Source organism: Methylobacterium variabile (genome assembly GCF_001043975.1).
In the GTDB taxonomy this organism is placed as follows: domain Bacteria; phylum Pseudomonadota; class Alphaproteobacteria; order Rhizobiales; family Beijerinckiaceae; genus Methylobacterium; species Methylobacterium variabile.
The window spans coordinates 17,750-34,044 of sequence record NZ_LABY01000101.1 but is presented as its reverse complement, the minus strand read 5'-3'; the positions used below and the strand labels follow the sequence as shown (position 1 = coordinate 34,044).

Annotated in this window: 17 protein-coding genes; 6 read left to right on the top strand and 11 right to left on the bottom strand. The window is 73.2% G+C overall.

From position 1 onward, the window contains the following. From VQ02_RS15590 to VQ02_RS15565, 6 genes are all read right to left on the bottom strand, one after another. The coding region (locus VQ02_RS15590; protein WP_048445115.1) for an SDR family NAD(P)-dependent oxidoreductase at positions 1-571 on the bottom strand (571 nt) is incomplete at its 3' end. Positions 572-612: 41 nt separating this feature from the next. Next, the gene (locus VQ02_RS15585; protein ID WP_048445114.1) at positions 613-1,638 is read right to left on the bottom strand and encodes a TRAP transporter substrate-binding protein; all 1,026 of its coding nucleotides are present in this window, start codon (positions 1,636-1,638) and stop codon (positions 613-615) included. A gap of 204 nt (positions 1,639-1,842) precedes the next feature. Then, positions 1,843-2,952, bottom strand: coding sequence for a zinc-binding dehydrogenase (locus tag VQ02_RS15580; RefSeq protein ID WP_209437026.1), 1,110 nt, complete (start codon positions 2,950-2,952; stop codon positions 1,843-1,845). Then, positions 2,949-3,833 carry an HpcH/HpaI aldolase/citrate lyase family protein gene (locus VQ02_RS15575; RefSeq protein ID WP_048445113.1) on the bottom strand — a complete coding sequence of 295 codons (885 nt, stop codon included), beginning with the start codon at positions 3,831-3,833 and terminating at the stop codon, positions 2,949-2,951. The genes VQ02_RS15580 and VQ02_RS15575 overlap by 4 nt, the downstream gene beginning before the upstream one ends. After that, a complete protein-coding gene (locus VQ02_RS15570) occupies positions 3,830-5,011 on the bottom strand; it encodes a CaiB/BaiF CoA transferase family protein (protein ID WP_083469236.1) in 1,182 nt (393 codons plus the stop codon). Before VQ02_RS15570 ends, VQ02_RS15575 begins: the two co-directional genes overlap by 4 nt. A 169-nt stretch (positions 5,012-5,180) precedes the next feature. After that, on the bottom strand, positions 5,181-6,110 hold the full coding sequence (locus VQ02_RS15565) for a LysR substrate-binding domain-containing protein (RefSeq protein ID WP_048445111.1): 930 nt from the start codon (positions 6,108-6,110) through the stop codon (positions 5,181-5,183). A gap of 434 nt (positions 6,111-6,544) precedes the next feature. On the opposite strand from VQ02_RS15565, the gene VQ02_RS15560 reads away from it, so the two are divergent. Further along, complete coding sequence (locus tag VQ02_RS15560) at positions 6,545-6,877, top strand: hypothetical protein (RefSeq protein ID WP_048445110.1); 333 nt, start codon at positions 6,545-6,547, stop codon at positions 6,875-6,877. Continuing rightward, on the top strand, positions 6,874-7,350 hold the full coding sequence (locus tag VQ02_RS15555) for a hypothetical protein (protein WP_048445109.1): 477 nt from the start codon (positions 6,874-6,876) through the stop codon (positions 7,348-7,350). Before VQ02_RS15560 ends, VQ02_RS15555 begins: the two co-directional genes overlap by 4 nt. 45 nt (positions 7,351-7,395) lie before the next feature. Here VQ02_RS15555 and VQ02_RS37140 read toward each other — a convergent pair whose 3' ends face one another. Beyond that, on the bottom strand, positions 7,396-7,650 hold the full coding sequence (locus VQ02_RS37140; RefSeq protein WP_157080644.1) for a hypothetical protein: 255 nt from the start codon (positions 7,648-7,650) through the stop codon (positions 7,396-7,398). Positions 7,651-7,785: 135 nt separating this feature from the next. Continuing rightward, a complete protein-coding gene (locus VQ02_RS15550) occupies positions 7,786-8,133 on the bottom strand; it encodes a hypothetical protein (protein WP_048445108.1) in 348 nt (115 codons plus the stop codon). Positions 8,134-8,549: 416 nt separating this feature from the next. Between VQ02_RS15550 and VQ02_RS15545 the strand changes: the two genes are divergently transcribed. The 4 genes from VQ02_RS15545 to VQ02_RS40040 are packed head-to-tail and all read left to right on the top strand — an operon-like array spanning position 8,550 to position 10,993. Beyond that, positions 8,550-8,948 carry a DUF350 domain-containing protein gene (locus tag VQ02_RS15545; protein ID WP_048445107.1) on the top strand — a complete coding sequence of 133 codons (399 nt, stop codon included), beginning with the start codon at positions 8,550-8,552 and terminating at the stop codon, positions 8,946-8,948. Between the two features lie 22 nt (positions 8,949-8,970). Then, positions 8,971-9,633, top strand: a complete 663-nt coding sequence (locus VQ02_RS15540; protein WP_048445106.1) for a DUF1190 domain-containing protein — start codon at positions 8,971-8,973, stop codon at positions 9,631-9,633. Then, positions 9,633-10,802 carry a glutathionylspermidine synthase family protein gene (locus VQ02_RS15535; RefSeq protein WP_048445105.1) on the top strand — a complete coding sequence of 390 codons (1,170 nt, stop codon included), beginning with the start codon at positions 9,633-9,635 and terminating at the stop codon, positions 10,800-10,802. Before VQ02_RS15540 ends, VQ02_RS15535 begins: the two co-directional genes overlap by 1 nt. Beyond that, on the top strand, positions 10,799-10,993 hold the full coding sequence (locus VQ02_RS40040) for a zinc-binding dehydrogenase (protein WP_425339902.1): 195 nt from the start codon (positions 10,799-10,801) through the stop codon (positions 10,991-10,993). The genes VQ02_RS15535 and VQ02_RS40040 overlap by 4 nt, the downstream gene beginning before the upstream one ends. 22 nt (positions 10,994-11,015) lie before the next feature. Here VQ02_RS40040 and VQ02_RS15530 read toward each other — a convergent pair whose 3' ends face one another. The 3 genes from VQ02_RS15530 to VQ02_RS15520 form a co-directional block, all read right to left on the bottom strand. Then, complete coding sequence (locus VQ02_RS15530; RefSeq protein WP_048445104.1) at positions 11,016-12,365, bottom strand: sigma-54-dependent transcriptional regulator; 1,350 nt, start codon at positions 12,363-12,365, stop codon at positions 11,016-11,018. Positions 12,366-12,371: 6 nt separating this feature from the next. Beyond that, on the bottom strand, positions 12,372-14,279 hold the full coding sequence (locus tag VQ02_RS15525; RefSeq protein ID WP_053080391.1) for an ATP-binding protein: 1,908 nt from the start codon (positions 14,277-14,279) through the stop codon (positions 12,372-12,374). A gap of 337 nt (positions 14,280-14,616) precedes the next feature. Next, positions 14,617-15,948, bottom strand: coding sequence for an MFS family transporter (locus VQ02_RS15520; RefSeq protein ID WP_048445103.1), 1,332 nt, complete (start codon positions 15,946-15,948; stop codon positions 14,617-14,619). Positions 15,949-16,295: the final 347 nt, after the last annotated feature.

The following is a 16,295-nucleotide window of genomic DNA, read 5'->3' as shown; positions in this document are numbered from 1 at the left end:
GGCCCGGCGCCACGGCGTTGACGTTCATGCCGTGCTCGGCGAGCTCCGTCGCCATCACCCGGGTGATGAGGTCGAGCCCGGCCTTGGCGGCACCGTAGGCGGTGCGGCCCTTGCCGCCGCGCTGGCCGGAGAGCGAGCAGATGTTGATGATCTTCGGGCGCACGCCCGGCCGCTTCTCCTGGGCGAGCATCAGCCGCGTGGCGGCCTGGGCGCACAGGAAGGCGCCCGTGAGGTTGACCCGGATCGTCTCCTCGAACTCCGCCAGGGTGACGTCGACGAAGGGCTTGTTGCCGCCGATCCCCGCGTTGTTGACCAGGATGTCGAGGCGGCCGTACCGCTCGGCGATGGTGGCGAAGCCGGCCGCGATGCTGTCGGGCTCGCCGACATCGATGCGAATCGTGTCGACCCGGGCGCCGGTCCCGCGCAGGGTCTCGGCCGCCGCCGCGGCGCGGCCGTCGTGCTTGTCGCTGACGATGACCGTCGCGCCCTCCGCCGCGAAGGCCTGGAGGGTGGCGAGGCCGATGCCCCGCCCCGAGCCCGTCACGAGGGCGACCCGTCCGTCCAGCTTCACGCCATCCTCCCGTTCGTCGTTGGTGCCGGCTTGGAGCGGCGTCAGCCGAGCTTGCCGGCCGCGGCCTCGAGCAGGCCCATGGCCTCGTCGCCGAACTTCTTGCGCCATTCCGCGTAGAAGCCGCTCTTGCGCAGCTCGTCCTTGAAGGGTGCGGTGTCGACGTCGTTGAAGGCAAGCCCCTTCGCGACCAGCTCCTCGCGCAGGGAGGCGTTGAGCCGGGCCACGTCCTTGCGCTCCTCCAGGCAGGCGGCATCGACGTTGCGGGCGAAGACGTCCTTCAGCTCGGCCGGCAGCTGGTTCCAGGCGCGGCGGTTGATCAGGAACCACCAGCCGTCCCACATGTGGTTCGTCACCGAGCAGTACTTCTGCACCTCGTAGATCTTGGCGGTATTGATGATCACCGGCGGATTCTCCTGCCCGTCGACGACCTTCGTCTGCAACGCGGAATAGACCTCGGCGAAGTTGAGGCTGGTCGGGGCGGCACCGAGCGAGCGGAACAGCGAGGTCCACAGCGCGCTGACCGGAACACGGATCTTCAGTCCCTGAAGGTCCTTCGGCTCCTTGATCGGCCGCACGCTGTTGGTGATCTGCCGGAAGCCGTTGTCCCAGATCTTCTCCATGACGACGAAGCCGGCCTTCTCGATCTGGCCGCGCAGGTGCTGGCCGAACGGCCCGTCCATGCCGCGCCAGACCGCGTCGTAATCCGGGAAGGCGAAGCCGAGGCCGTAGATCGACGAGGTCGGGATGATCGTCGAGAGCACGTTCACGCCCGAGAGGGCGAAGCATTCGAGCGCGCCGGAGCGCAGCTGCGAGAGCATGTCGCTCTGGCCGCCGAGCTGGTTGTTGGCGAAGATCTGGAGGTCGACCCGCCCGTTGGTCTGCTCGCGGATGGCGTCCGCGGCCTTGCGGGCGTGGATGTTGATCGGGTGGGTGTCGGGCACGTCGGTGCCGAGCTTGAGGACGTACTCGGCCGCGCGGGCGTGGCGCAGCGGGAGGCCGGCGCCGATCAGGCCGGCGCTGAGCGTGCCGGCGACCACGGCACGGCGCGAGAGAGGGGCGCTCGACATCGTTCCTCCTGACAGTCGTTTGTCGTTGGCGGCCGGGCCGCGGGGGTGTTTTCTTGCTTCTGGTTCTGTCCGTCCGGAAACCTGCGGTCCCAGCTCCATCGTCATTCCGGGCTCCGCTGCGCGGCCCCGGAATTGTGACTCGGTGGGCATGCCTATCGGCGCGGTCACGGAAGAAGGGTCATCGGAGAGTACCGATGAGCCTTCTCACAGCGCGATGATCGGCTTGATCTCCTCGAAGTTCTTCATCCGGGTGAGCGCCGTGTTGACGTCGTCGAGGGCGTAGCGGTTGGTCACCATCCGCTCGAACGGCACCTCGTGCCGGTGCTTGGCGACGAAGTCCAGCGCCTTCCAGTAGGCCTTGGCCTGGCCCGAGAACGACCCGAGCACCCGGAGGTTCTTGGCGACGATCGCCGAGGGCGCGATCGTCGTGGTGCCCTGGCCGAGCTGCCCGACCACGACGTAAGCGGCGCCGCGGCGGGCGAGGTCGAGCCCCTCGCCGAAGGCGGCCGGATGGCCGGTGAACTCCATCACCACGTCGGCGCCGCGCCCGTCGGTGAGCGCCCGGACCTGGTCGAGGCGCTCGGCGTGGCTCGTCTCCTCGATCGAGATCACCTCGTCGGCGCCGAAGTCCCGGGCGAGCGCCAGCCGGGGCGCGGGCGCGCCGAGGGTGACGACCCGGCGCGCGCCGGAGATCTTGGCCACCGCCGTGGCGAGGAGCCCGAGCGGGCCCGCCCCCTGGATCACCACGGTATCGGTCGGATCGATGCGCCCGAGGACGTCGAACGCGTTCATCACCGAGCGGAAGGCGCAGCTCGCCATGCTGGCAAGCTCGTTCGGCACGCTGTCGGGCACCTTCACCCGGCCGGAATCGGGCAGCACGTAGCCGTATTCCGAGAACCCGCCGAGCAGGTAGGGCGCGACGTCCATCCGCTCGTACATGTACTTGCGGCTGTACTGGCACAGGGTCGGCTCGCGGGCGACCGTGCAGAAGTAGCAGCGCCCGCAGGCCGTGTGGGTCCAGGTGATGCGGTCGCCGACCCGCAGCGGCTGGCCGACGGAATCGCGGTCCGTGCCGGCCCCCATGGCGACGATCCGGCCGACCATCTCGTGGCCGATGATGACCGGCAGGTCGACCTTGAGGGCGAGCGAGCCCTGCCAGAGATGGACGTCGGTGCCGCAGATCGAGCAGGTCTCGATCCGGGTGAGCATCGTGCCGGGCTCCAGCTCCCGGGGGATCGGCACCTCCTCGATGCAGACCGGAGCCTTGAACGCCCGCACCACGGCGGCGCGGCTGCTGGTGGGAAGGCGCATCATGATCGGGCTCCTCGGGCCGCGGGCTCGCCGTCGTCGGGCGCCATCGCGAGCACGCGGCGGGCGAGCTTCAGGTGGGCGATGTCGATCATCCGGCCGTCGAGGACCGCGACGCCCGCCCCGCCCCCCTCCAGGAGCCGCACGACCTCCCGCGCCCAAGCGACGCGCTCCGGCGGCGGCGTGAACGCGGCCGTGACCGCCTCGAGCTGCCCGGGATGGATGCAGAGCTTGCCGGAGAACCCGTCCACGGCCGCCGCCTCCGTCTCGGCCCGCAGGCCGGCGGGGTCGCGGGGATCGGGGAACGGCGTGTCGACCGCCGCGACGCCCGCGGCGGCGGCCGCGATCAGGAGGCGGCCGCGGGCCGCGGCGACCGGGGCCGCGAGGCTGCCGTCGCCGCGCCGCGGCGCGATGCCGAGGTCGGCCGACAGGTCCTCGGCCCCGAAGCACAGGGCGCGCAGGCGCGGCGACACGCCGGCATAGTCCATGTCCCGCAGCGAGGCCGCGGTCTCGGTCGCCAGCAGCAGCACGGCGACGCTCCCGGCCGGCAGGCCGCCCGCCGCCTCGAGGACGTCGATCTGGGCCGACAGGGTCAGCAGGTCCGCCGGCCCGGTACATTTCGGCAGCAGGATCGCGGCGGGCCGGGCTGGGACGAGGGCGGCGAGGTCGTCGAGGTACCAGGGCGTGCCGCGGGGGTTGATGCGCACGATCAGGTGGTCGGGCCGGGCGCGCAGGGCCGCCGCGGCCTCGGCGCGCGCGGCCGCCTTGGCGGCCGGCGCGACGCTGTCCTCGAGATCGAGGATGACGCCGTCGGCAGCGGACGCGACCGCCTTCTCGACCTTGCGCGGGGCGTCGGCCGGGGCGAACAGCAGGGAGCGCAGCCTCATCGCCCGCCCTCCCCCGCCTCGCCGAGCTCGGCCGCGATGGCGGCCTCGTCCTGTCCGAGGGTCGGCGCCAAGCGCCGGATCCGCCCCGGCGTGCGCGACAGCCGCGGGAACGGCGCGTGCATCGGCACCGGGCCGAGCTCCGGATCCTCGACCTCGACGAGCACGCCCCGGCCCTGCACGTGCGGGTCGAGGGCGAAGCCCGCCGGATCGTAGACCGGGCCGACCGTCACCTCCGCCTGCTCGAAATAGGCGAGGTTGTCGGCGAGGTCGCGCGCGGCGATGAAGCCGCCGACGATCGCGTCGACCGCGTCGACGTTGTCGAGCCGGGCGGAGTTGGTGGCGAAGCGCGGGTCGTCGACCATGTCGGGCCGGCCGATGGCGCGGAACAGCCGGGCGGCCATGTCCTGGGTCGAGGCCGACAGGGCGAGCCACTCGCCGTCCCGGGTCCGGTAGACGTTCCGGGGCGCGGTGATGCTCACGCGGTTGCCGATGCGCGAGGGCGAGCGGCCGGTCAGCCGGTGGATGGCGGCGTCCGGCCCCAGCGTGGCGTGCAGGGGCTCCAGCAGCGACAGGTCGACCACCTGGCCGGCGCCGTCCGGCCGCTCGGCGACCCGCAGGGCCGCGAGCGTCGCGAAGGCCCCCGACAGGCCCGCCACCATGTCGGCGAGCGCCAGGTTCGGCAGGGCCGGCGGCTTGTCGGCGAAGCCGTTCTTGGCCGCAAAACCGCTCATCGCCTCGATGAGGGAACCGAAGCCCGGGCGCTGGGCGTAAGGGCCGGTCTGCCCGAAGCCGCTGATGCGCACGACCACGAGCTTCGGGTTGAGCCCGAGCAGGGTGTCGGGGGAGAAGCCCGCGGCCTCCATGACGCCGGGCCGGAACCCCTCGATCAGAACCTGGGCCGTCGGCACCAGCCGGCGCAAGGACGCCTTGCCCTCCGGGGTCTTGAGGTCGAGGCGGATCGAGCGCTTGTTGCGGCTGTAGACCTTCCACCAGGCCGGGATGCCGTTCTCCTGCCAGTGCCGGAGCGGGTCGCCCCGGTCGGGTTCGAGCTTGATCACGTCGGCGCCGAAATCGGCCAGCTGCAGGCTCAGCATGTTGCCGGCGACGAGGCGCGACAGGTCGAGCACCCGGATGCCGGAGAGCGGCCCGTCGGCCGCCGGGGACGCCGTCGTGCTCACGGGCAGCCCCGACCGATGACGGCCTGGGCCCCAAGGCGCATCCTGCGGGCCATCGTGCCTCCCCCTGCACGTCCTGATTGCTTGGTGGGTATCCTGGCCGAGGGAGGAGCGGTGATCGAGAAGGATTTTCCGTGGTGGCTATCGGGAAATCCTATAGCCGGGGCACAGGTCAGGGTTCGATCAGGACCGCGTTCCCCCAGGCGCCGCACTCGACGAGCCGGCGCACCTCCGCGACCATCAGGTCGGCCACCAGCGCGGCGGGACCGGCGAGGGGCTGGTCGGCCGCGTAGCACAGCCCGAGGGGGCGGGTGATGGTCGGCGCGACGATGCGGAGCATCGCCGGGCGCTCGGCCTCGTCGATCCCCGACAGGCCCGAGATCGGCAGGATGGCGGCGGCGAGGCCCGCGGCGGCCATCTTGCGCATGGTGGGCAGGCTGTCGACGTCCGCGATCACGTTGAGGGCGAGGCCCTCGCGGGCGAAGGCCGCCTCCACCATCGTGCGCAGCGTGTGCGTCGCGCTCGGCAGGATCAGGGGCAACCGCGACACCTCCCGCATGGTGATGGTGCCGGACGGCGTGCCGGTCTTCGTTACCAGGAAAAGCTCCTCGCGCAGGATCGGCTGCACGGTGAGCCCGGGGCCGGAGCGGTCGCGGTACAGGATCGCCAGCTCGAGCCGGCGCTGGGCAATCAGCTCGTGCAGGTAGCCGGACAGGCTCTCGAACAGCTCCGGCCGGATGCCCGGATAGTCCCGGAGGATCGTGCTCAGCAGGGGATGCGCCAGGATGGTGGCGACGCTCGTCGGCAGGCCGATCGCCACCCGCCCGATGACCTCGCCCGGCCCGGTGAGATCGGAGACCGCCCCGTCCACCTGCCGCAGGATCGTGCGGGCATGGCGGTAGAACCGCTGGCCCGCCTCGGTCGGGCGCACGCCCCGGGCCGTCCGGCTGAGGAGCTCGTTGCGCAGCGTGGCTTCGAGCTGCGCGATCTGCTGGCTCAGGGCCGGCTGCGCGACGTTCAGGTGCGCGGCCGCCCGGGACAGGCTGCCCCAATCCACCGCGGCGACGAAGAAGCGGATCTGCTTCAGGGTTGGGGAGGACATGGCGGGAGGCGGTCTGGCGAGGCGCGGTCTGGCGGAGGGCGGGCTGGTCGTCCGGCGGCGACGGCGTCCGACGCCGCGCTCATGCGGCGTGCCGATCCGTCGTCGTCCTCGATCTCCCCGCCCGGGCCCGGCACGGGATGCGGGGGGATCGAGCCTGAACCGCGCCGGCCGGCTCGTCCAGGGCCGGCGACGGCCGGATTCGGCTCATCGTCGGCAACGCCCCTCCCGCCGGGACCGCGGCGCGCTACCATGCCGGGGCCGACACCACCTGTGCCGGACGCGGCAGGCCGTCCGCGGACGAAGGGAGATTCGCGATTCGCAACCGGACCCTCATCCCCGCCGTCGTCGGTGCCGCCCTGGCCGCTACGGCGGCCGGCGCGGCGCGGTCCGCGGCGGCGCCCGTCGCAGGGCTGCCGCTGCCGGGCTGCGCCGAGGTGCGGGCGACCGCCCGGGTCGGCGCCGCCCTCGCGGAGGATTTCGACCGGCGCTATCCCCGCGCCCTCGCCGGCGAGGCCTCGGTCGAGCGCCTCGCTCTCGACGCGGGCGCGATCGAGAACGCCGTCGGCTACCTCGCCTGCGTCGCCGGCCTCACGGACCTCGACGTGAACGTCGCCGAGCAGGGGCTCGCCCTGTTCGCCAGCCGGCGGCACGGCCGCGCGGCGCTCGCGGCCCTCGACCGGATCGCCCGCGGGCCCGGGCCGGAGGCGAGGGGCGCCCGCGCCTATGCCGGGCAGATCCGGGCCTACCTGCGGGGTCCGGGCCGGTGAGCCCGGGGGCCGCGCGCCGCGGCGGCGCCGCGCTCCTGATCGTGGCGCTCCTGATCGTGGCGCTCCTGGCCGTTGCGCTCCTGGCCGCCGGACTGCTCGCGGCCCACGATCCTGCGTCCCCGGCGACCACCGCGGAGATCGAGGCGTTCCTGGGCACCGCGCTGCCGCCCGGCCGCAGCGACCTGCGCGCGGCGGACGAGCAGGGCATCGACCGCCTGATGCGCCTGCGCCTCGACGCCCCGGAGGCGGAGGCCGAGGCCTTCGCGGCCCGGCTCGTTCCCGGCGGCCTCGCCCGGGGGGTGGATCCGGGCCTCGTCGTCCTCGGCAGCGGCCTCGACTGGTGGCCCGCCGCCCTGCCGGAGGGCGCGGCCGGCGACGAGGCGCTGGTGGCAGGCCACCGGGCCCACAAGGTCGTGGTCGCGCCCTCCGGCCCGGGCCGGCAGCGGGTCTGGGTCGCGGTGTTCACCCTCTGAGGTCGAAGGGCCGGGAACGCTCTCGGGCGGGTCCCGCATGCGGCGTCAGTCCCGGCGCACGGACAGGCGCGCCGCCCGTCCGTCGCCGTCGTAGGCGATGCGGTAGGTCTCGAAGTGCGGGCCGGTCGTGCTGCGGCCGAGGAAGTACACCTCCTCGTCCGCGCCCCCGGCATCCGGCGGTCCGAGGAGCGCCCGGACCCGCTCCCGCGCGATCCCGGGGGCAGGCCCGCGCCCGGCAGGGCGGCCACCAGGGCGCCGCGCCGGCTCGGCCCGTCGTAGTTGCCGCGCTCGCGCGCCCACGCGGCCGCATCGAAGCCGGGGCGGTCGCACCCGGCGAGGAGCGCCGCGGCGAGAAGGGCGGCCGCGCGGAGCGTCGTCGGGGAGCGCGGGATCCGGGCCATGCGAAGCCGGGCCGGCGCCCGCGCGCGGCGGGTCTCAGACCGGGGGCCGCGGCGCCCGGGTCAAGGTGGCGACCGCCACCAGGGCGCCGAGCAGCAGCATCACCACCGAGTAGTACTGCATCTTGATCCAGAACAGGGTGTGGTTGGGGACCAGGACCACGCGCTGCCCGGTCCGGGCGTCGACCAGCTCCCGCCCCGGCTGCCCGTTGAGGCGCTGGCCGACGACCCAGTTCAGGGCGGCCCCGGCGAGCCAGGCCAGCAGGATCCCGGTCGGCGCCGGGACGCCGACCTTGGTGAGCTGGAGGTCGAGGACCACGCCGCCGACGAAGGAAAGGACGATGATGAGGGCGCTGAGCACGCCCCAGCCGGACCAGATGATCATGCGTAAGCTCCGTATGGCGGTGGCCCGGCCGCGCGGGCCCTGACCGGAGGCCGGCACGGGCCGGCTCCCGGATCTCCGTGGGACGCCCAGACCCTCTTTTCGCGCCGGGCGGGCCGACCACGTCCGCCGGGACGGCGCGTCGCCGCACGCCGGACGGGTGGGTGGATCAAGCAAGATTCTGAATCGTTCAAATCGTGTAGCGCGCGGCCCGGGCACTCGTCGATCGACGCGGCGGCGGGAAAGCCTAGATGATTTCGTGCGACAAGCAAGGTTGACGCAGCGCGAATAATCGCGTGAACTCGCCAGCCGAAGATCGACCAGAAGGACGCCGTTTTCGCCTTGCATCACGCACCGATTGACGTCAGATCCACCTCCGGGATTGACCCGAACGATACTCTGACCGCGCTCCCGGTGCGATGACATCGATCGCGGGGCTGCCCGATTTCCTGCTCTATCTCGGCACGGCCGCGGGGCTGACCGGCCTCTACCTGCTGACCTACACGCTCGCCACGGCCCACAACGAGCTCGCGCTGATCCGCCGGGACGTGACGGCCGCGGCGGTCGCCCTCGGCGGCAGCCTGCTCGGCTTCACCCTGCCGCTCGCGGTGGCGATCTACAACGCGCGCTCCGTGCTCGACTGCCTGGTCTGGGGCCTCGTCGCCCTCGTGGTTCAGATCGCGATCTACTGGCTCGTCCGCCTCGCGGTGCCGGACCTGTCGCGGCGGATCGAGGACGACCGGGCGGCGGCCGCCCTCCTGCTCGGGGCCGCCTCGCTCGCCGGGGGCGTCCTGAACGCCGCCTCGATGACCTACTGAGGTGCCAACCGACCGAGGTGTCATGAGTGACGTCGCGCCCGCGCCCGAACCCTCCGCGAGGCCTGCCCGGTTCTCCAAGCGCTCGGCGACCGTCTCCCTGGTGCTCGTCGCCGGGGCGGGCGCTGCCGCCCTGGCGCTTGGCCGCCTCGATTCCTCCCAGCGGGAGGAGGAGATGCTCGTCTACGGGTCGCTCGGCGCCTGCATCGCCCAGCAGGTGCGCAGCGCGGAGGCCCGCATCGCGGCCGCCAAGGACGCGCAGTCGGCCTACGCCGCGACCGCGCCGCGCTACGAGACGGAGGCCGATTGCCAGCGCCACCACGGGCGCGGCGGCTGCGTCCCGGGCGCCACGGTGACGGAGGCGGCGGCCGGCCGCACCCTGCCGGTGATGGCCGCCTTCATGATGGGGCGGACGGACGAGCAGGCCGTGCCGGTCCAGCCGCTCTACCCGCACGCCCCGGAGGAGGAGGAGCCCGGCCAGGCGGCCTCCGGGGGCGGGCATGCGGGCGGCTACTGCACCGCCTCCGGCGGCCGGGTCGCCTATGTCGGCAGCGGCTCGGGCGTCCACGTCGCGGCCACGATCGCCCGCACCGTGGCCACCACCCCGCGCACGGTCAGCCGCGGCGGCTTCGGCGGGACCGGGCGGTCGACGATGGCCTCGGGCGGGCACGCGGGCGGGGGCGGCTGATGCGCCGCGTCCCCATCCCCGAGCGGCCGGACTGGCGGGAGCACGCGGCGCGGGCCGGCTTCCACTTCCACACCTTCGACGGGGCGCCCTACTGGGACGAGAGCGCCTACTACGCCTTCAGCCTGGCGGAGATCGAGGAGGACATCGAGGAGCCGAGCCGCGCGCTGCACGCGCTCTGCCTCGCCTTCGTCGACCGGGCGGTCGCGGACGGCGAGATCCTCGCCTCCCTGAAGATCCCCGAGCACGCCTGGGACGCGATCCGGGCGAGCTGGCGGCGGCGCGACCCCAGCCTCTACGGGCGCCTCGACCTCAGCTACGGCGGCACCGGGCCGGCGAAGCTCCTCGAGTACAACGCCGACACGCCGACCGCGCTCTACGAGAGCGCGGTGTTCCAGTGGCTCTGGCTCGAGGACGGGCTGGTGAGCGGCCGCCTGCCGCCCGGGTCCGACCAGTTCAACGCCCTGCACGAGCGGCTCATCGCGCGCTTCGCCGAACTCGGCGCAGAGGGCGCCACCCCCGGCATCGCCTTCGCGAGCTTTTCCGACGCGCCGGAGGACCGCGGCACCGTCGCCTACCTGCAGGATTGCGCGCTCCAGGCCGGCCTCGCCGCGCCCTTCCTGCCGGTCGAGGCGATCGGGCTCGACGCGCGAGGACGGTTCGTGGACGAGGCCGGGCGCCTGATCGGGACCCTGTTCAAGCTCTATCCCTGGGAGTGGATGTTCGCCGACCCGTTCGGCCGGGCGGTCGGCGCCTCGCCCACCCGCTTCCTGGAGCCGCCCTGGAAGGCGGTCCTCTCGAACAAGGGCATGCTGGCCCATCTCTGGGCGATGGAGCCGGGCCACCCGAACCTCCTGCCGACCTTCTTCGAGGAGGATCCGGCCAAGGCGGCGCTCGGCCCGAGCTTCGTCAAGAAGCCGCTCTACGCGCGGGAGGGCGCCAACGTCCTGATCGTGCGCGACGGCGCCGTGGCGGCGCAGGGCGAGGGTCCCTACGGTGCCGAGGGTTACGTGCGCCAGGGCCTCGCCGCCCTGCCCCGCTTCGACGGGCACCACGCCCTCGTCGGCAGCTGGATCGTCGGCGATGCCCCCGCCGGCCTCTGCCTGCGCGAGGGCGACGGCCTCATCACCACGGACCGGGCCCGCTTCCTGCCCCACGTCATCGCGGCGTGACCGGGCCCCGCGACCGGTCGCGGACCGGCCGGGAATGCCGGTCCCCGGACGGCACGAGGGCAGCCGGGCGAGACACGGGTGCGGTCCGCGTCGCTGTCGACAGCACGTACCCGCTCGCGGGGGCCCGGCGGGCGCACGAGCGGGCCGCACGCGGGCACATCCGCGGCAAGATCGTCCTCACGGTGGCTTGAGACCGGAGCGGACCGCCCCCGCTCAGCCGACGAAGTCGCCGCGGCTCAGGCCGTAGCGCTGCATCTTCTCGTTCAGGGTGCGGCGGGGCAGGTCGAGGAGGCGCATGACCTCGGCGATGTTGCCCTGCGTCCGCTGCAGCGCCTGGCGGATCAGGTCCCGCTCGAAGGCCTCGACCTGGTTCGCCAGGGAGAGCGGCCCGCTGCCCTCGGGCTCGGGCTCTGGCGCCGCGCCGTGCCGGTCGAGGCCGAAGGCGTAGCGCTCGGCCGCGTTGCGCAGCTCCCGCACGTTGCCGGGCCAGGGCTGCTCGACGAGGTCCTGGACGAGCCGGGCGCCGAGGGGCCGCATCGCCCGGCCGTGCGCCTCCGCGGCGAGGCTGGCGAAGTGCTCGAACAGCAGCGGGATGTCCTCCCGGCGCTCGCGCAGCGGCGGGATGCGCAGCTCCGCGACGCCGAGGCGATAGTAGAGGTCGGCGCGGAACAGCCCGGCCTCGACCTGCGCGCGCAGGTCGACCTTGCTGGCGCAGAGCGTGCGCAGGTCGGCCGCCACCGCCTCGTTCGACCCGAGGCGCTCCACGCGCCGCTCCTGCAGCACGCGCAGGAGCTTCACCTGGCCGAGCAGCGGCATCGCCTCGATCTCGTCGAGGAAGAGCGTGCCGCGGTGGGCGTATTCCAGCTTGCCGACCCGGCGCTTGACCGCCCCCGTGAACGCACCGGCCTCGTAGCCGAACAGCTCGCTCTCGACCATCGTGTCGGGGATGGCGCCGCAATTGACGGCGACGAATCGGGCGTCGCGTCGGCCCGAGAAGGCGTGCAGGCACTGCGCCACCAGCTCCTTGCCGGAGCCGGTCTCGCCGTTGATGACGACGTTGACCGGGGTCGCGGCGAGGTCGAGCACCTCGCGCCGCAGGGTCTCCATCGCCCGCGAGGTGCCGATCAGGCGGCTCTCGATGCCGCGGGCATCCGTGGCCGCGTGGAGGCTGCGGATCCGCAAGGTCAGGTGCCGCTTCTCGCAGGCGCGGCCGATCGCGTCGACGAGGCGCTCGGGCGCGAAGGGCTTCTCGATGAAGTCGTAGGCGCCGCGCCGCATCGCCTCGACCGCCATCGGCACGTCGCCGTGGCCGGTGACGAGCAGGACCGGCAGCTCCGGGTCCCGGGCCAGCGCCCGCTCGAGCACCTCGAGGCCGTCGACCCGCGGCATGCGCACGTCGCTGACGAGGATGCCCGGGAAGGTCTCGTCGATCTCGGCGAGGGCCGCCTCGGGCGCGTCGAAGGTCGTGACGGCGTAGTCGGCGAGGGTCAGCCACTGCTGCAGCGCCTCGCGCACCGTCTCCTCGTCGTCGACGAACAGGACCCGGGACACCCGTGCGGCCATGGCGGCTCAGGCCTCCGCCGCCGGCAGGACGAGGGACAGGACGGCGCCGCGCGCGCCGTTGGCGGCGGAGAGGCTGCCGTCGAGATCGCGCACGATCAGCGAGGACAGCGACAGGCCGAGCCCCAGGCCCTCGCCCGCCGCCTTGGTGGTGAAGAAGGGATCGAAGACGTGCGGCATGTGCTCCTCGGGGATCCCGCTCCCGCTGTCTGCGACGCAGAGGCGCCAAGTGGCGTTCGCGTCGCCGGAAGCCGTTTCCCTGGAATCCGTTTCCCGCGTCGCGGTCAACTCGAGCCGGCGCTCGGGGGCCTCGCGCATCGCGTCGAGGGCGTTGACCATCAGGTTCAGGAGCACCTGCTCCAGGCGCACCGGCTCGGCCCGCACCAGGGCATCGGAGGGGATCGTGCAGTCGACCGTGACGCCCTCGGCACGGATCCGGGCCCGGAGCAGGTCGAGGACGGCCTCGGCGGCGGCGGCGAGCCGCACCGTCTCCCGGTGCCCGGAACCGGTCTTGCGGGCGAAGGCCTTGAGGTGGTGGATGATCTCGGAGATACGCTGCGTCACCTGCGTCATGCGCTCGAGATTCCGGCTCACGGTCGCCGTGTCGCCCCGCTCCAGGAACACCGCCGTGCTGGCGAGGAAGGTGCGCAACGCCGCGAGCGGCTGGTTGATCTCGTGGTTGATCGCGGTCGAGATCTGGCCCAGCGCCGCGAGCCGGCCGGCATGGATGAGCTCGTCCTGGGTCGCCCGCAGCGCGGCGGTGGCGCGCTCCCGCTCGGCGATCTCGGCCCGCAGTCGGTCGTTGGCGGCGCTGAGGGCGTCGGTCCGCTCCGCGAGGGCCCGGGTCCGCTCCGCCACGCGCCGCTCGAGGGCGCGGCGCATGGCCTGCTCGCCGCGCAGCCGCCGCCGCCGCTGGCTCGCCGCGGCGAGGGCGAAGGCGAGCGCCAGGCAGGCGACCCCGGCGGCGAGCGCGACGAGGAGCGCCTGGCGCAGGGCGGGCCCGGTCTGGGCGACGTACCAGAGCGTCCAGCCGAGATCCGGCATCGCGACGTGCTCGACGAGCCCGCGCGCGGCGCGGTCCCCCACCGGCAGGCGGACCGTGCTGCCGAGGTCGGCCCGGTCGTCCTCCAGGAGGGGCTGCAGGTCGCTGTCGCCGTACTGGCGGGCCGCGCGGATGCGGGCCGTGTCGGCCGCCGCGAGGGGGCGGAACGGGCGGTACTTCCAGGCGGGCTCGCTCGCCAGGAAGACGACGCCGACCGCGTCGGAGACGAGAATCTGCTCGCCGGCCCGGCGCCACTCGCCCTGGAGGCCTTCCAGGTCGACCTTGACGACCACGACGCCCGCGACCCCGCCGCCCGGCGACGGCACCGCCTTGCCGATGAACAGGCCGGGCCGGCTCGTGGTGGTGCCGATGCCGAAGTAGCGGGAGGTGCCGGCCGCCAGGGCGTCGAGGAAGTAGGGCCGGTAGGCGTAGGACATGCCCACGAAGGTGAGCGGCTGGTTCCAGTTGCTCGCGCTCCGCGTGAGGCCCTTCGCGTCCAGCAGGTAGATTTCCGCCACGTCCGAGGCCCGGGCGATCGCCTCGAACTTGGCGTCGACGGCGGCGACCCGGCCGGGCGCGTCGAGGTCGGCGAGGAGCGCCTGGACCTGCGTGTCGAGGGCGAGCACGGTGGGCAGGTACCGGTAGCGGTCGACCGCCGCGCGCAGCACGGCCTCGGCGATCACGAGGCGCTGGCGCGAGGCGTGCCGCAGCTGCTCGTGGCCGGCCCTGAGGGCCAGCAGGAAGGCGGCGAGCGTGATCGCGAGCGTCGCCGCCGCCAGCCACCAGCGCCGGGCCCCGACCCCGCCGAGCAGGGCCCGGGCCCGCGCCTGGGCCCGCGCGAGCCGCGGCCGTGCGGCGCGGCCCGGCGCACTCACCGGACGCGCCCCTCGGCGCTGCGGGCGCGAACGCCATGGGGCCGCCTCGCGCGGCCGGCCCGGTTTGCCCTGGTCACTGGACCTCTCGCTGTAGCTGGAGCGGCTCGAATTCCGGCCATGCCGCAGAACCGGCGGGGCCCGCAAGTCTCGCCCGCACGTCAAGTCTCGCCCGCACGTCTCGCGGGCGGGCCCGGCACCCCGGCGCCGGATCCGCGGCGGCTCTTCGCGCACCGCCATAGCTGCAGCGCCTTCGCATCCGAAGGCGCCAGGCAAGCCCGAGGGAGTGCCGGCACGGGACACCGTGCCGCCGACGCGTCGACGGCACGGCGCGATCGCCTCAGTCGCTCATCCGGCCGTTTCCGTCGAGGTAGCCGTACTTGCGGGTGTCGGGCATCCACAGCGAGGCCACGAAAGCGACCGCCGCCATGGCCGCCACGTACCAGAAGAACAGCGTCTCGGTGCCGTAGGACTTGAACGAGAGCGCCACGTACTCCGCCGTGCCGCCAAACAGCGCGTTGGCGATGGCGTAGGGCAGGCCGACGCCCAGCGCGCGAACCTCGGCCGGAAACAGCTCCGCCTTCACCACGCCGCTGATCGAGGTGTAGAAGGTCGCGATCACGAGACCGGTCAGGATCAGCCCGAAGGCCGCGTAGGGGCTGCTGACCAGCGACAGCGAGGACAGTAGCGGCACGGCCCCGAGCGTGGCGAGCCCGCTGAACAGGATCATGTTGTTGCGCCGCCCGATCCGGTCCGACAGGGCGCCGAACAGCGGCTGGAGCAGCATGAACACCACGAGCGCCAGGGTCATCACGGTCGAGACCGACTTGAGGTCGAGCTTCACCGTGTTGACCAGGAACTTCTGCATGTAGGTGGTCATCGTGTAGAAGTAGAGCGAGCCGCCCATGGTGAAGGCGAGCGTGATCAAGAGCGCCCGCTTGTGCTGCAGGAGCGCGCGCAGCGAGCCGGCCTCCTTGCGCTGCATGGTGTCGTGGGAGACCGTCTCCTGCAGGCCGCCGCGCAGGAACAAAGCCACGACCGCGCCGGCAGCGCCGAGCAGGAACGGAATGCGCCAGCCCCAGGCCCGCATCTCCTCACCGGTGAGGACGTGCTGGAGCGCGAACAGGACCAGGACCGCGAGGAGCTGGCCGCCGATCAGGGTGACGTACTGGAACGACGACAGGAAGCCGCGCCGGCCGGGCCCGGCGATCTCGCTCATGTAGGTCGCCGCGGTGCCGTACTCGCCGCCGACCGAGAGGCCCTGCGCGAGGCGCGCCACCAGGAGCAGCACCGGCGCCATCACGCCGATCGTCTCGTAGGTCGGCAGCAGGCCGATCATCAGCGAGCCGGCGCACATCAGCAGGACCGAGATCAGCATCGAGGTCTTGCGGCCGTGCTTGTCGGCGAGCCAGCCGAAGATCCAGCCGCCGAGGGGCCGCATGAAGAAGCCCATCGCGAAGATGCCGGCGGTGGCGAGCAGCTGGCCGGTGGGGCTGCTGCTCGGGAAGAAGGACGAGGCGAAGTAGATCGACGTGAAGGCGTAGGCGTAGAAGTCGTACCACTCGACCAGGTTGCCGGACGAGGCGGCGACGATGGCCTTGATCTTCTGACGCTCCGTCGCCTCGGCGGGCGCCGGGGTCATCCCGAGTGCCGCGGGTGCAGCCGTGTTCATGGACGCTCTCCCTGAGCTTTGCGTGTTCCCGCGGGCGCGGGATTTCGATCGGCCCGCCCCGCCGCCCTGGGGCCTTTCGGCCTCGTGCGGGCGACGTCGACGGGACGTGCGGGAGAGGAATGGCAACGGGAATGCCAACCCGGACGATCTCAATAGTTCCTTTAAGATCAACGTATTGACCGGTCCGTGCCGGGACGGGACCGGCGGGATTCCGCCGATCCTCCGCGGCCGATCGGCGGAAAGTCGCCGATTCCCTCGATCCTCCCGCCCCGCGCGGTACAAGGTGCGATCGGGCCTGTGAAGGCGCGGCGGAGGAGACCGTGCGCCACGCCGGGCCGGCGGGGCCA

Coding starts and splice junctions, on each gene's coding strand:
- VQ02_RS15585 (WP_048445114.1), bottom strand. CDS start 1,638: ATGTCGAGCGCCCCTCTCTCGCGCCGTGCCGTGGTCGCCGGCACGCTC.
- VQ02_RS15580 (WP_209437026.1), bottom strand. CDS start 2,952: ATGATGCGCCTTCCCACCAGCAGCCGCGCCGCCGTGGTGCGGGCGTTC.
- VQ02_RS15575 (WP_048445113.1), bottom strand. CDS start 3,833: ATGAGGCTGCGCTCCCTGCTGTTCGCCCCGGCCGACGCCCCGCGCAAG.
- VQ02_RS15565 (WP_048445111.1), bottom strand. CDS start 6,110: ATGTCCTCCCCAACCCTGAAGCAGATCCGCTTCTTCGTCGCCGCGGTG.
- VQ02_RS15550 (WP_048445108.1), bottom strand. CDS start 8,133: ATGATCATCTGGTCCGGCTGGGGCGTGCTCAGCGCCCTCATCATCGTC.
- VQ02_RS15545 (WP_048445107.1), top strand. CDS start 8,550: ATGACATCGATCGCGGGGCTGCCCGATTTCCTGCTCTATCTCGGCACG.
- VQ02_RS15540 (WP_048445106.1), top strand. CDS start 8,971: ATGAGTGACGTCGCGCCCGCGCCCGAACCCTCCGCGAGGCCTGCCCGG.
- VQ02_RS15535 (WP_048445105.1), top strand. CDS start 9,633: ATGCGCCGCGTCCCCATCCCCGAGCGGCCGGACTGGCGGGAGCACGCG.
- VQ02_RS15530 (WP_048445104.1), bottom strand. CDS start 12,365: ATGGCCGCACGGGTGTCCCGGGTCCTGTTCGTCGACGACGAGGAGACG.
- VQ02_RS15520 (WP_048445103.1), bottom strand. CDS start 15,948: ATGAACACGGCTGCACCCGCGGCACTCGGGATGACCCCGGCGCCCGCC.